At 58.2% G+C, this 12,907-nt stretch carries 13 protein-coding genes; 5 read left to right on the top strand and 8 right to left on the bottom strand.

The window, feature by feature from the left end; genetic code table 11:
- Positions 1-216 precede the first annotated feature (216 nt).
- From QMM04_RS07585 to copC, 3 genes are read right to left on the bottom strand one after another with little or no spacing between them, the layout of a single operon-like run.
- A complete protein-coding gene (locus tag QMM04_RS07585) occupies positions 217-564 on the bottom strand; it encodes a YebY family protein (RefSeq protein ID WP_059009741.1) in 348 nt (115 codons plus the stop codon).
- A gap of 28 nt (positions 565-592) precedes the next feature.
- Positions 593-1,474: a copper homeostasis membrane protein CopD gene (copD, locus tag QMM04_RS07580; protein ID WP_127834155.1), complete on the bottom strand. Its 882-nt coding sequence runs from the start codon at positions 1,472-1,474 to the stop codon at positions 593-595.
- A complete protein-coding gene (gene copC / locus QMM04_RS07575) occupies positions 1,474-1,851 on the bottom strand; it encodes a copper homeostasis periplasmic binding protein CopC (protein WP_104188978.1) in 378 nt (125 codons plus the stop codon). Before copC ends, copD begins: the two co-directional genes overlap by 1 nt.
- Before the next feature lie 153 nt (positions 1,852-2,004).
- Here copC and QMM04_RS07570 point away from each other — a divergent pair, with 153 nt between their 5' ends.
- Positions 2,005-2,235: a DNA polymerase III subunit theta gene (locus tag QMM04_RS07570; protein WP_010616356.1), complete on the top strand. Its 231-nt coding sequence runs from the start codon at positions 2,005-2,007 to the stop codon at positions 2,233-2,235.
- Positions 2,236-2,238: 3 nt separating this feature from the next.
- Positions 2,239-2,907, top strand: a complete 669-nt coding sequence (gene exoX, locus QMM04_RS07565) for an exodeoxyribonuclease X (protein ID WP_282995926.1) — start codon at positions 2,239-2,241, stop codon at positions 2,905-2,907.
- Here the strand turns inward: exoX and QMM04_RS07560 are convergent.
- Both QMM04_RS07560 and QMM04_RS07555 read right to left on the bottom strand, forming a co-directional pair.
- On the bottom strand, positions 2,901-4,964 hold the full coding sequence (locus QMM04_RS07560) for a prolyl oligopeptidase family serine peptidase (protein ID WP_088518142.1): 2,064 nt from the start codon (positions 4,962-4,964) through the stop codon (positions 2,901-2,903). The two genes, exoX and QMM04_RS07560, sit on opposite strands and share 7 nt — an antisense overlap.
- Positions 4,965-5,083: 119 nt before the next feature.
- Positions 5,084-5,725, bottom strand: a complete 642-nt coding sequence (locus tag QMM04_RS07555; RefSeq protein WP_058771228.1) for a DUF533 domain-containing protein — start codon at positions 5,723-5,725, stop codon at positions 5,084-5,086.
- Between the two features lie 161 nt (positions 5,726-5,886).
- Here QMM04_RS07555 and purT point away from each other — a divergent pair, with 161 nt between their 5' ends.
- On the top strand, positions 5,887-7,065 hold the full coding sequence (gene purT / locus QMM04_RS07550; protein ID WP_031280195.1) for a formate-dependent phosphoribosylglycinamide formyltransferase: 1,179 nt from the start codon (positions 5,887-5,889) through the stop codon (positions 7,063-7,065).
- A gap of 85 nt (positions 7,066-7,150) precedes the next feature.
- Here the strand turns inward: purT and QMM04_RS07545 are convergent, their stop codons facing one another.
- The 3 genes from QMM04_RS07545 to zwf form a co-directional block, all read right to left on the bottom strand.
- The gene (locus tag QMM04_RS07545) at positions 7,151-7,798 is read right to left on the bottom strand and encodes a bifunctional 4-hydroxy-2-oxoglutarate aldolase/2-dehydro-3-deoxy-phosphogluconate aldolase (protein WP_132462380.1); all 648 of its coding nucleotides are present in this window, start codon (positions 7,796-7,798) and stop codon (positions 7,151-7,153) included.
- Between the two features lie 178 nt (positions 7,799-7,976).
- Positions 7,977-8,423: a hypothetical protein gene (locus QMM04_RS07540; RefSeq protein WP_021509980.1), complete on the bottom strand. Its 447-nt coding sequence runs from the start codon at positions 8,421-8,423 to the stop codon at positions 7,977-7,979.
- 160 nt (positions 8,424-8,583) lie between these two features.
- Positions 8,584-10,059, bottom strand: coding sequence for a glucose-6-phosphate dehydrogenase (zwf, locus tag QMM04_RS07535; protein ID WP_021509979.1), 1,476 nt, complete (start codon positions 10,057-10,059; stop codon positions 8,584-8,586).
- Between the two features lie 374 nt (positions 10,060-10,433).
- On the opposite strand from zwf, the gene QMM04_RS07530 reads away from it, so the two are divergent.
- The gene (locus tag QMM04_RS07530) at positions 10,434-11,303 is read left to right on the top strand and encodes a MurR/RpiR family transcriptional regulator (RefSeq protein WP_031280194.1); all 870 of its coding nucleotides are present in this window, start codon (positions 10,434-10,436) and stop codon (positions 11,301-11,303) included.
- A 107-nt stretch (positions 11,304-11,410) separates the two neighbouring features.
- Complete coding sequence (gene pyk, locus QMM04_RS07525) at positions 11,411-12,853, top strand: pyruvate kinase (protein ID WP_021509977.1); 1,443 nt, start codon at positions 11,411-11,413, stop codon at positions 12,851-12,853.
- Positions 12,854-12,907 lie beyond the last annotated feature (54 nt).

Raw genomic sequence — 12,907 nt, 5'->3', positions numbered from 1 at the left:
TCGGGTCCAGGGAAATGGCTCTTTGAGAGCCGTGCGCTAAAAGTTGGCATTTTTGCAGGCGAGGACGCCTTGCCTTTTAAAGGTAGACCAGCATCGGTGATTTTCCAGCCAGCGGGCTACGCCGCCGGCAAAAGCTGCCAACTCTGTGATCGGGCTGGCACTAACGGCTGGCAGGCGCAGCGGCAAAAATGTGCGCTACGCCTGAAAATGCAGGGATTATTTACCGCACAGCTGCTGGGCGCGATCGACGATCGGCTGCAGGCTCATCTTTTGTCCGGGATGCGCTTTATCGGCGGCAAGGATGGTATCGATGGACTGCAATGTGCCCTGCCCTGCATTGCCGCGCGCCAGCGCTTTATCATTGAGCGGATACTGCAGCAGTGTGCTGGGGTTGATGGCAAACAGCGCGCCATCTTTCTCGCAGGTCAGCATCACCTCTTCACGGGTGAACGGCCACTTATCTTTGCCCATTTCAAAACGGCTGACGGTGATAATCTGCCCGGCGAACGCCTGGCTGCACAACGCCATCAGTAACCCAGCTGGAATCAGTTTCTTCAGCAAAATCTCGACCTCATCTCATCTTTTAACAGATTCAGGCCGGCGAAAGCGTAGCAAACACGCTCACCAGCCCGATAACAATCAACGCCAGCAGCAGCTCGAGCTGCGTCAGACGGATAAAAAGTTTCGGTGCCCGGCTGGCGGCCAGGCGAAAACGCGGCACCAGCAGATAGCGATTAAGCAGCGCAATCAGCACCATCAGTGCCACCAGCAACGCTTTGCTCACCAGCAGCTCGCTCCACAGCGTGGCGGTCCAGTTTAGCGGCGTGCCGGCAATCAGCAGGCTGTTGACCGTGCCGGTAACAATCGCCAGCGCCACGGCCAGATGACCATAGCGTGAAAAGCGCATCATGCTGCGAATGGCATCGGTGCGCCAGGCAATGTTACGCGCCTCGCGCATTAATAGCAGCAGCGGCAGCAGACCACCGGCCCAGAAGGCGGCCGCGATCAGGTGCAGCGCATGATTCCCCTGCTGCAGCAGTCCCGGCATGCCGTCGCGCATCGCCGCATGGCCGACGCCCGCCAGTGCCACCAGCTGCAACAGCGCAGTCGCCAGTAATGCCTGCTGGCGCAAATTACCACGCAGGCGCAGCGCCAGCGTGCTGAGCAGGGCAAACAGGATAACCCAGCGCCACACCGCGCCGAAGCGCGTGCCCAGCACCGCCAGCCAGACGTCGATGCTGGCGATACTGCGCCAGTCGCCGCTCATCAGCCCGGTCTGCGCCGCCAGCATCAACAGCGCACTGAGTAAACTCAGCACGGCGCTGTATCCCATCAGCCGCCGCCAGCGCTGGGCCAGCAGCGGTCGGTAGCGCGCCGGCGCCAGCAGCGCGGTATAAAATGCACTGCCGGTCAGCAGAAACAGCGCCAGAAAATGCAGCGCCCGCAGGCCGATCCAGAACGCGCTAAGACTCATTACTTCACGCTGAAGCTGTAGCTACCTTTGGTTTTGTGGCCGTCCACTGACAGCACGTGCCAGTTGACCTGATAATGGCCCGACGCCAGCGGCTGGGCGATCGGCACAATCAGCTGATCGTGCTGCTGCGGATTCAGCTGGGCTTTCTTCAGCGCCACCGGTCGCTGCTGCGCGTTGATCATTTCCACGCCGCTGAATGCCGGTTCAATATCTTCGGTGAATGTCAGGGTGAGTTGCTGCGGCGCGCGCTCCACCACGGCGTTATCCGCCGGCACCGGGGCTTTCAGGTGGGCATGCGCCAGAGCCAGCTGGCTGAAGCCCAGCGTCGCGCCCGCCAGCAGTAGCACGATAACGCGCCTGGATGCAGTTTTCATCATCACGTCTTCCCTTTTAACTGCGGCACTGCGCCGCAAATGTGGCAGCAGGATACGCCGCTGCTTTTAGGCTGTCGAGACTTGCGGTGCGATCCAATTCCCTTGATCCAGCAGGGCGAAACCATTATTTTTGCCCCTGTTTATCAGGAGAAAAGCATGAGCCAAAACCTTGCCCTGCTGTCGCAGGAAGAGAAAGACAAAGTAAACGTCGATCTCGCCGCCGCTGGCGTGGCGTTTAAAGAGCGCTACAACATGCCGGTGATCGCCGAGATGGTGGAGCGCGAGCAGCCGGAAGCGCTGCGCGACTGGTTCCGTCAGCGCCTGATGGCCTATCGCCAGGCATCGCTCAGCCTCTCCCGCCTGCCCTACGAACCTAAGCAGAAATAATTTATGTTACGCGTAATCGATACGGAAACCTGTGGCCTGCAGGGCGGCGTGGTGGAAGTGGCGTCAGTGGATGTCATTGACGGCCAGATCGTCAATCCGATGAGCGATCTGATCTGCCCGGACCGGCCCATCAGTCGTCAGGCGATGGCGGTGCACCGCATCACTGAAGCCATGGTGGTAGGCAAACCGACCATCGAAGAGGCGATTGGCCGCTATCACGGTAGCCCGCACTATGTGGCGCATAACGCCAGCTTTGACCGGCGCATGCTGCCGACGATGCCGGGCGAATGGATCTGCACCATGACGCTGGCGCGCCAGCTGTGGCCGGGCATTAAATACGGTAATCAGGCGCTGCGCCACAGCCTCAAACTCGATGTGTCGCCGCCGGATGATCTGCACGCGCACCGCGCGCTGTACGATTGCTACGTCACCGCCGCGCTGCTGATCCGCATTATGGAAACCTCCGGCTGGAGCGCCAGCGAGATGGTGAGTCGCTGCCAGCCGGCGCCGGTCAGTGACGAGGTGTTCCCGTTTGGTAAGTATCGCGGTCAGAGCATCGGCAGCATCGCGCGTAAAGATCCGGGCTATCTGCGCTGGGTACTGGAAAACGTACGTGATTTGCGCGCGCCGCTGCGGCAGACGCTGCGCAAATACGTTAAGGATACTCAATAATCGCTGCGCGGCGGCAGCGTGCCCTGCGCCAGGGCGATCAGGAAAGTGAACTCCTGCGCCACGCCTTCATAGGATTTATAACGTCCTGATTTGCCGCCGTGGCCGGAATCCATATCGGTGCAGAGTAACAGCAGTGCATCGTTGGTGCGCAGCTCACGCAGCTTTGCCACCCACTTCGCCGGCTCCCAGTACTGTACCTGCGAATCGTGCAGCCCGGTCGTCACCAGCAGGTGCGGATACGCCTGCGCCGTCACGTTGTCATACGGGCTGTACTGGCGGATGTAGCGATAGAATTCCGCCTGCTCCGGATTGCCCCACTCATCATATTCACCGGTAGTCAGCGGAATCGACGGATCGAGCATGGTCGTGACCACATCGACAAACGGCACCTGAGCGATCACGCCGTGAAACAGCTGCGGCGCCATATTCAGCACACCGCCCATCAGCAAGCCCCCGGCACTGCCGCCCATGGCGTACAGCTGCTGCGGGTTACCGTAGCCTTTCGCCACCAGCGCTTCAGTGACATCAATGAAGTCGGTGAAGCTGTTCATTTTATGTTGCAGCCGGCCATCGTCATACCACTGCTGGCCCAGCTCGCCGCCGCCGCGCACGTGGATAATCGCGTAGATGAAACCGCGCTCCAGCAAACTGATGCGGCTGGTGCCAAAACTGGCCTCCATGCTGCTGCCATACGCGCCGTAGCCGTACGCCAGCAGCGGATTGGCGCCGCGCTGAAAGTGTTTGCGGTGATAAACCAGCGAGACAGGCACTTCCGTGCCGTCGCGCACCGTGATCCACAGGTGTTCACTTTTGTAGTCGGCAGAGTCAAAGCCCGGCACCGGGGTTTGCTTGAGAATGCGCCGCTCGCCGGTCTCCATGTTCAGTTCGAACAGCGTGGTCGGCGTCGTCATCGACGAGTAGCCGTAGCGCAGCGTGTCACTTTCCGGCGTGGGGTTGTAGGCCAGCCAGGTGACATAGGCCGGATCGTCAAAGGCAATACCGTAACTCTCGCCGCTCGCCCAGTTAATCTGGCGCAGCGTGTTTACCCCGCGCTGACGCTCTTCGACCACCAGCCAGTTACGAAACAGCTGGAAATCTTCCATCACTACGTGGTCGCGCGGCGGAATCAGGGTTTGCCAGCGATCTTCAGCCAGCCACGCGCTGCGGTACAGGCCGAAATTTTTGCCGTCGCGGTTGGAGCGAATGAAGAACTGGTGATCATAGTGATCGATGCTGTATTCATGATCGCGCCGCCGCGGACAAAACACCTGCGGCTGTGCGTCCGGATATTCCGCGTCAATCAGCAGAATTTCACTGGTAGTTGTGCTGAACAGCGCGATCAGAATGAAGTGTTCCGAAGTGGTTTTATGCACGCTGAGGTGGAAAGACTCATCCTGCTCTTCATATACCAGCTGATCTTCCGACTGCGGATGCCCCAGTTCGTGACGCCACACCTGATAAGCCAGCAGCGTTTTCGGATGCTTGCGTACGTAGTAGAGGGTGCGTGAGTCGTTGGCCCACGCCACGCTGGAGGACGCGTCGCGCAGCACCTCCGGATACCAGCTGCCGCTATTGAGGTTACGAAAGCGGATGCCGTACTGGCGGCGCGATAAAAAATCCTCCGCCAGCGCCATCACCTGGTTATCCGGGCTGATATCCAGCGTGCCCATGGTGTAAAAATCACTGTGTGCGGCGCGCTGGTTGCCATCTAACAGCAGCTGCCACGGCTGGTCGGCGGGCGCATCCACCGGCTGGCGGAAATAGGCTGCGTACTCATTGCCGGCTTCGTAACGGCTTTGATAGCGATAGCCGCGTTTAACGTACGGTACCGAATGGTCCTGCGCCGGCAGCCGATCGATGATCTCTTTCAATACCCGATCCTGCAACGCATCCTGAGAAGCCATCATCGCTTTACCGTAGCGGTTTTCCGCCTCCAGATAAGCCAGTACCTCGGGGTTTTGCCGGTCATCATCACGCAGCCAGAAATAGTTATCGGTACGCGTTTCGCCGTGTAACGTCATGTGGTGGGGGATTTTTTTCGCTTGCGGCTGATTCATTACAGAGTTTCTCCCTGAAAGACGACATCCTGCAAGCGTGGCACTTCTGGCAGAGGAAGCCAAGCCGGAAACGCACGCGAAGTGTAACCGGAGGCCGCCGCAACCGCCTCCGGCGTGACTCAGGCCGCTTTTTCCGCCGCGATGTCGCGCTGAATACCGTCGCGCACGTCCTGCGGAATTTTTAGCGCATCGCCGAGCGCAGAGAGGTAACTGCGTTCCATGAAATGATCGACATCGATCGCCGCACAGCTAAGGAAATAGAGTTCCAGCGCTTCCTCTTCATTTTTCACGTCGGCGGCCAGCCACTGCGGATCGAGCGGACGGTTCATTGCCTGCTGAATCAGCGCTTCCGCATGCGCCCCGTAACCGGCCTGATGGATATTCTGCCCGATGGCCGTGCGCTCGCGATCGTCAATGTGCCCGTCGCTTTTCGCAGCAAACACCAGCGCGGTGACCAGTCGCTCCGCGCGCTGGTCGAGCGGCGTCTGCAGCTGGCCAAACGCAGGCTCATCCTGATGGGTTTCACGCACGCGCTGCTTGTATTTATTCCACAGCACCGCGCCTGCCGCCGCCCCGCCGCCGACCAGCAGCGCGGTGCCGCCGTATTTGGTTAACAGCTTGCGTGACGATTTGCTGGCAACCAGTAAACCCGCCAGGCCACCCAGCGCGCCGGGTGCCAGCATATCGCTCAGGCCGCCTGATTTGCCGTCACCGCCCTTCTTTGCCAGAACCGATTGAATTTGCTGCAGCCAGTTACTCATCGTTTAACTCCTGTTTAAGTTTCCGCTCACTATGCTGCCGCACGCTGTGTCAGTTAACGTCAGAGCCGGCAAAGTATGGCAAAGCCGGACGTGCACAATGCGTGAGTACGCAAACGTTTTCGTTTATACTGCGCGCGCATTTTGACTGCTAAGGTGAAATTATGACGACTCTCGGAACCGCGCTGCGTCCTGCCGCAACGCGTGTCATGCTGTTAGGTTCAGGTGAATTAGGCAAAGAGGTAGCGCTGGAGTGTCAGCGTCTCGGGGTGGAAGTGATCGCTGTCGATCGCTATGCCGATGCCCCGGCGATGCACGTTGCGCATCGCAGCCACGTCATTAACATGCTGGACGGTGACGCACTGGCGGCGCTGATTGCGCAGGAGCAGCCCCACTTTGTGGTGCCGGAAATTGAAGCCATCGCCACCGAAAAACTGCTGGAGCTGGAAGCGCAGGGGCAAAAAGTGGTGCCGACGGCCCGTGCTGCACGTCTGACCATGAACCGCGAAGGCATTCGCCGTCTGGCGGCGGAAGAGCTGGCGTTACCGACCTCAACCTATCAGTTTGCGGATAGCAAAGCGCGTTTCGTCGCGGCCGCGCACGAGATCGGTTTTCCCTGCATCGTGAAACCGGTAATGAGCTCCTCCGGTAAAGGCCAGAGCTTCATTCGCGAAGCCAGCCAGCTGGATCACGCCTGGGATTATGCGCAGCAAGGCGGACGCGCAGGCGCGGGCCGGGTGATTGTCGAGGGCGTCGTGAAGTTCGATTTTGAAATCACCCTGCTGACCATCAGCGCGGTGGACGGCATCCATTTCTGCGCGCCAATTGGCCATCGTCAGGAAGATGGCGATTACCGGGAATCCTGGCAGCCGCAGCAGATGAGCGAACTGGCCCTGCAGCGTGCGCAGGATATCGCCGCTAACGTGGTGAAAGCGCTCGGCGGTTACGGCCTGTTTGGCGTGGAGCTGTTTGTGTGCGGCGACGAGGTGGTGTTCAGCGAAGTCTCTCCACGTCCGCACGATACCGGTATGGTGACGCTGATTTCGCAGGATCTCTCTGAGTTCGCGCTGCACGTGCGCGCCTTCCTCGGCCTGCCGATTGGCGGCATTCGCCAGTACGGTCCGGCTGCTTCGGCGGTGATCCTGCCACAGCTCGATAGCCACAACGTGCAGTTTGTGAATGTGGAAGCCGCACTTGGCGCCGGTTTGCAGCTGCGTCTGTTTGGTAAGCCGGAAATTGCGGGGCAGCGCCGTCTGGGTGTCGCGCTGGCGACCGGTGACAGCACCGATGATGCCGTGGCCCGCGCCATTGCCAGCGCCGCAGCCGTGCAGGTTCAGGGCTGATTGACCGGGTGGTGACGCAGCGCCATCACCACTCGCAAAAATTGACCGCTGCCGCGTTGCAGTTACGCGGCAGCGCTATTCACGATCAGCAGGGTGAAGCCGCACCTGCCACAGCCTCACGCGCCAGCTGCGTAATACGATCCCAGTCTCCGCTCTCCAGCGCATCGTTTGGCACCAGCCACGAGCCGCCAATACACAGCACGCTTTTCAGCGCCAGATAGTCACGATAGTTGGCCGGTGAAATGCCGCCGGTCGGGCAGAAACGCACCTGCGGGAATGGACCACCAATCGCCGCCAGCGCTTTGACGCCACCGTTAGCCTCTGCCGGGAAGAACTTGAACTCGCGCAAACCATAATCCATGCCGACCATCAGTTCCGACACGGTGCTGATGCCTGGAATCAGCGGCACCGGGCCTTCCACCGCCGCCTTGAGCAGTGGCTCAGTGAGCCCCGGGCTAATGACAAACTGCGCGCCGGCGTCGGTCACTTCTTTCAGCTGCTGGGTATTGATCACCGTGCCGGCACCCACAATCGCTTCCGGGACTTCTTTGATCATTGCCCGCAGCGCATCCATCGCCACCGGCGTGCGCAGCGTCACTTCCAGCACGCGTACGCCACCTGCGACCAGCGCTTTGGCCATCGGCACCGCATGTTCCAGCTTGTTGACGACAATCACCGGCACAACCGGGCCGGTAGTCAGGATCTGTTCCGCACTCGTTTTCCAGTTCTTCATTACGTTTCCTCAGGAGAGACAGCCCGACGCGCGGTCCGGCTGTCAGAAAGAGAGCCCTACCATACAAGATCGGCCGGACGGACGTCTATTGGATATCATCAATTTTTGAAACCGCGGTTCATTTTGGTGATGACCTGTATCCGCTCGCAAGTTGAGCCTGATGCCTGCGTCTGCAGTTTTAACCCAGCACCAGTGAGACAACCGCTAAAACAATTAATAAAAACACCAGTGCACTGACCAGAGCCATACCAGCCACGATGGCATGGAACGTCAGAGTGGCACCTGCGAAAAACAGCGCGCCGTAAACACTCCAGCGGCTCTCTTTGCGCATACCACCAAACGCGGCCAGCAGCAGGGCAATAGACGCCAGCACGACATCCGTAATGGTAAGCAGCCCATCGATGTCCATCTTGCTGGTTTTCGATGTAGAACTTTGCACGTTCTCTCCTTTTAGTCCGGCAAGAACACCTTTCTTCACTGCGGCAATCTGTTCTGCTACCACCTGCTCAATTGAGGGACGATGTTGGAACGGGCCGAAAGTAAAGTGAACTGCAACCAGCATGAATGCTATGGCCCCCAGCAGCATACCGACAGAACTCCATTTATTGCGCAATAGCGTTTCCATACGTTTCCTTAGCATTATCATTTGCGCATTATTGCGCACCATTCTGTAGGGTTGCCATTAATGGCGACCAGGATAAACCCTGCTGACTGAAAACAAAACGCCCCTGGCGAACAGCGCAGGGGCGTAAATATAAACTTCTCAGTCAGCGATACAGGAGCGGTTATTCAAACTCGTTCCATGAACGGCCGTCGCGGGTGATCATCGCTACCGACGCCACCGGGCCCCAGGTGCCGGCCTGATACGGTTTGGAGGCGTCACCATCCGCATTCCACGCTTCAATAATCGAATCGACATAAGTCCACGCCGCTTCAACTTCATCGCGGCGCACAAACAGTGCCTGAATGCCGCGCATGGTTTCCAGCAGCAGACGCTCGTAGGCATCCGCCAGATGCGACTGATTGAAGGTTTCGGAGTAGCTCAGATCCAGTTTGGTGGTCTGCAGCTTATGCTTGTGATCGAGACCCGGTACCTTGTTGAGGATCTCAATATCCACGCCTTCGTCCGGCTGCAGACGAATCGTCAGCTTGTTCTGCGGCAGCTCGGCGTAAGAGTCCTTAAACAGGTTCATTTCCGGGTTTTTGAAGTACACCACCACTTCTGAGCACTTGGTCGGCAGACGCTTACCGGTGCGCAGGTAGAAAGGCACGCCCGCCCAGCGCCAGTTATCGATATCCACGCGGATGGCGACGAAGGTTTCGGTGCTGCTCTGCTTGTTAGCCCCCTCTTCTTCCAGGTAGCCCGGCACTTTTTTGCCCTGCACAAAACCGGCAGTGTACTGACCGCGTACGGTTTTCTCGCGCACGTTGGTCTGGTCGATGCGGCGCAGCGAGCGCAGCACTTTCACCTTCTCATCACGAATCGCGTCAGCACTGAGATCGGACGGCGGCGACATGGCGATCATGGTCAGGATCTGCAGCAGGTGGTTCTGGATCATGTCACGCATCTGGCCGGCTTTGTCGAAGTAACCCCAGCGGCCTTCGATACCCACCTCTTCCGCCACGGTAATCTGCACGTGGTCGATGGTGCGGTTGTCCCAGTTATTGACGAAAATCGAGTTGGCAAAACGCAGCGCCAGCAGGTTGAGCACCGTCTCTTTACCGAGATAATGGTCGATACGGAACACCTGGCTTTCATCGAAGAATTTACCGACGCTGTCGTTAATCTCCTGCGAGGTCTCCAGCGAGGTGCCAAGCGGCTTCTCCATCACCACGCGCGCCGGTTTGGCGTTGAGTTTAGCGGCGCCCAGGCCTTCACAGATGGCGCCAAAGGTGCTCGGCGGCATGGCAAAGTAGTTGATGGTGACGCGGTTTTTCTGATCCAGCATCTTGCCCAGTTTCGAGAAGTGCGAGGTGTCGTTAACGTCGAGGTTGCAGAAGTCGAGACGGCCGCTGAGTTTGTCCCACAGCGCTTCGTCAATCTTCTCCTTCATGAAGGTTTCCAGCGCTTCACGCACCACTTTGGTGTAGGCCTCTTTGTCCCACTCCGCGCGACCCACGCCAATAATGCGCGTGGTATCGTGAATCTGACCGGCTTTCTCCAGCTGATACAGTGAAGGCAACAGTTTCCGGCGTGCAAGATCGCCTTTGGCACCGAAAATAACCAGATCGCATGCCTGGGCTGTTTGTGTTACCGCCATTTTCCTCTCCTCGTTGCAGGATATACCCGGCCTGAGCGTCCTCATCCTGCCGGGTCCTTATTGTAATTTTCTTACAGCACAATGTACTTTTTTCACCGCGCCAGGACAACCCGGCTGCGGTCGGTTACAGGTGATTATCCTGCACCGCCGGGGCGCATTTAACGTGTTGCGAAGTGCGCTAATGCGCCTTTTTCTGTTTCGATGTTTGTCGGGCGAAAACCCGGCAGCGATCAAAGTATGACAAAAAAAGCGCGGTTACATTTGTCCGCCGCTGCGTACGTCAGGCTATTACACGGTATATTCCGCATAATTGGCAGCGATTTCACGCACGGGTGAACGCAAAAAAAGTTATTGATGGTCATCGGGTTAACAACATGCTGGATCAAATACAGGCGCAACTGGCCGCGCTGAGCAAATCAGAACGCAAAGTGGCAGAACAGATTCTGGCCGCGCCGCAGCAGGCGATGCACTCGAGCATTGCCACGCTGGCACAGGCGGCGCAGGTCAGCGAACCGACGGTGAACCGCTTCTGTCACCGCATGGGCACGCGCGGCTTTCCCGATTTCAAGCTGCAGCTGGCACAGAGTCTGGCTAAAGGACCGAGCTGGGTCAGTCGCGATGTCGAAGAAAATGACAGCGTAGAACGCTACAGCCACAAGATTTTTGATTCCGCACTGGCGGGACTCAGCCGCGTGCGTCAGCAACTGGATATGCAGGTAGTGGCTCAGGCGGTGCAGGCATTGTCACAGGCCCATAAAGTGGCCTTCTTTGGTCTTGGCGCCTCGGCGGTGGTGGCGCATGATGCCACCAATAAATTTCTGCGTTTTAATCTGCCGGTCATCTGGTCCGAGGATATTGTGATCCAGCGCATGAGTTGCATAAATAGTGGACCAAATGATGTGTTTGTTCTGATATCGCATACTGGCCGCACGAAAAATATGATAGAACTGGCTCGCCTGGCGCGTGTAAACGCTTCCACCGTGCTGGCTATCACCTCGCCCGGATCGCCGCTGGCAGATGAAGCCACGCTGGCGCTGACGCTGGATGTACCGGAAGATACTGACATCTATCTGCCGATGGTTTCCCGCCTGGCGCAGCTCACCGTGGTTGACGTACTGGCAACCGGTTTTACCCTGGAGCGCGGTACCGCTTTCCGCGAGAATCTGAAGCGGGTAAAAGAGGCGCTGAAAGCGTCGCGCCTCGAAAAGCCGGCACCGGAATCACGTGCACAGCAAAATAATTAACATCACATTCACAATGTGAGTCGAATCACAGCCCCTCGATCATATAGAATGAGTGACCATTGCGTGTCACTTGTGATCGACACGATACTTTGTCAACGGAGTCCTTCATGTCCAGACGTCTCAGAAGAACCAAGATCGTTACAACCCTCGGCCCCGCCACCGATCGCGACAACAACCTCGAAAAAATCATCGCGGCAGGCGCTAACGTTGTGCGACTCAATTTCTCCCACGGCACCCCGGAAGATCATCAATTGCGCGCCGATAAAGTGCGGCAGATTGCGGCCAAACTCGGTCGCCACGTCGCCATTCTTGGCGATCTGCAAGGCCCTAAAATTCGCGTATCAACCTTTAAAGAAGGCAAAGTTTTCCTCAATGTCGGTGACCGCTTCCTGCTGGATGCCAACCTGAGCAAAGGCGAAGGCGACAAAGAGAAAGTCGGTATCGACTATAAAGGCCTGCCGGAAGATGTGGTGCCGGGCGATATCCTGCTGCTGGACGACGGTCGTGTGCAGCTGAAGGTGCTGGAAGTTCAGGGGGTGAAAGTTTTCACCGAAGTGACCGTCGGCGGCCCGCTCTCCAACAATAAAGGCATCAACAAGCTCGGCGGCGGCCTGTCGGCTGAAGCGCTGACCGAAAAAGATAAGCTGGATATCATTACCGCGGCGAAAATTGGCGTCGACTATCTGGCGGTCTCCTTCCCGCGTAACGGCGAAGACATGAACTACGCGCGCCGTCTGGCACGCGATGCCGGCTGCGATGCCAAACTGGTGGCAAAAGTCGAGCGCGCCGAAGCGGTGGCAACGCAGGAAGCAATGGATGACATCATTCTCGCCTCCGACGTGGTGATGGTGGCGCGTGGCGATCTCGGCGTGGAAATTGGCGATCCGGAGCTGGTGGGCATTCAGAAAGCATTGATTCGTCGTGCGCGTCAGCTGAACCGCACCATCATTACGGCTACCCAGATGATGGAGTCGATGATCACCAATCCGATGCCGACCCGCGCGGAAGTGATGGATGTGGCAAACGCCGTGCTGGACGGCACCGATGCGGTGATGCTGTCGGCGGAAACGGCGGCCGGTCAGTATCCGGCGGAAACCGTGTCAGCGATGGCGAAGGTGTGTCTCGGCGCGGAAAAAATTCCAAGCGTGAACGTATCCAAACACCGCCTGGACGTGCAGTTCGACAATATCGAAGAAGCGATTGCCATGTCGGCGATGTACGCCGCTAACCATTTGCAGGGCGTGTCGGCCATCATTACCATGACCGAATCTGGCCGTACCGCATTGATGACGTCGCGCATCACTTCCGGTCTGCCGATCTTCGCAATGTCACGTCATGAACGTACCCTGAACCTGACCGCGCTGTACCGTGGCGTGACGCCGGTGTTCTTTGACAGCAACAACGATGGTGTCGCCGCCGCGCACGATGCGGTCAATCTGCTGCGCGACAAAGGGTTCCTCGTCTCCGGCGACCTGGTGATTGTCACCCAGGGCGACGTGATGGCGACCACCGGCACCACCAACACCAGCCGTGTCCTGCGCGTAGACTGAGTTTTACGCACCTCCTGACAGCGGCTGTAACAACATGGACAAACGCGACTGCCT

The organism is Pantoea sp. Pa-EAmG (assembly GCF_030024295.1).
GTDB lineage: Bacteria > Pseudomonadota > Gammaproteobacteria > Enterobacterales > Enterobacteriaceae > Pantoea > Pantoea dispersa.
Note: the sequence above shows the minus strand (reverse complement) of the source record. Positions and strands in the feature narration are given on the sequence as shown.

What these genes read in the sequence shown, in the direction of transcription:
- copD (WP_127834155.1), bottom strand. Translation starts at nt 1,474, where the DNA reads ATGAGTCTTAGCGCGTTCTGGATCGGCCTGCGGGCGCTGCATTTTCTG.
- copC (WP_104188978.1), bottom strand. Translation starts at nt 1,851, where the DNA reads ATGATGAAAACTGCATCCAGGCGCGTTATCGTGCTACTGCTGGCGGGC.
- QMM04_RS07570 (WP_010616356.1), top strand. Translation starts at nt 2,005, where the DNA reads ATGAGCCAAAACCTTGCCCTGCTGTCGCAGGAAGAGAAAGACAAAGTA.
- exoX (WP_282995926.1), top strand. Translation starts at nt 2,239, where the DNA reads ATGTTACGCGTAATCGATACGGAAACCTGTGGCCTGCAGGGCGGCGTG.
- QMM04_RS07560 (WP_088518142.1), bottom strand. Translation starts at nt 4,964, where the DNA reads ATGAATCAGCCGCAAGCGAAAAAAATCCCCCACCACATGACGTTACAC.
- QMM04_RS07555 (WP_058771228.1), bottom strand. Translation starts at nt 5,725, where the DNA reads ATGAGTAACTGGCTGCAGCAAATTCAATCGGTTCTGGCAAAGAAGGGC.
- purT (WP_031280195.1), top strand. Translation starts at nt 5,887, where the DNA reads ATGACGACTCTCGGAACCGCGCTGCGTCCTGCCGCAACGCGTGTCATG.
- QMM04_RS07545 (WP_132462380.1), bottom strand. Translation starts at nt 7,798, where the DNA reads ATGAAGAACTGGAAAACGAGTGCGGAACAGATCCTGACTACCGGCCCG.
- QMM04_RS07540 (WP_021509980.1), bottom strand. Translation starts at nt 8,423, where the DNA reads ATGGAAACGCTATTGCGCAATAAATGGAGTTCTGTCGGTATGCTGCTG.
- zwf (WP_021509979.1), bottom strand. Translation starts at nt 10,059, where the DNA reads ATGGCGGTAACACAAACAGCCCAGGCATGCGATCTGGTTATTTTCGGT.
- QMM04_RS07530 (WP_031280194.1), top strand. Translation starts at nt 10,434, where the DNA reads ATGCTGGATCAAATACAGGCGCAACTGGCCGCGCTGAGCAAATCAGAA.
- pyk (WP_021509977.1), top strand. Translation starts at nt 11,411, where the DNA reads ATGTCCAGACGTCTCAGAAGAACCAAGATCGTTACAACCCTCGGCCCC.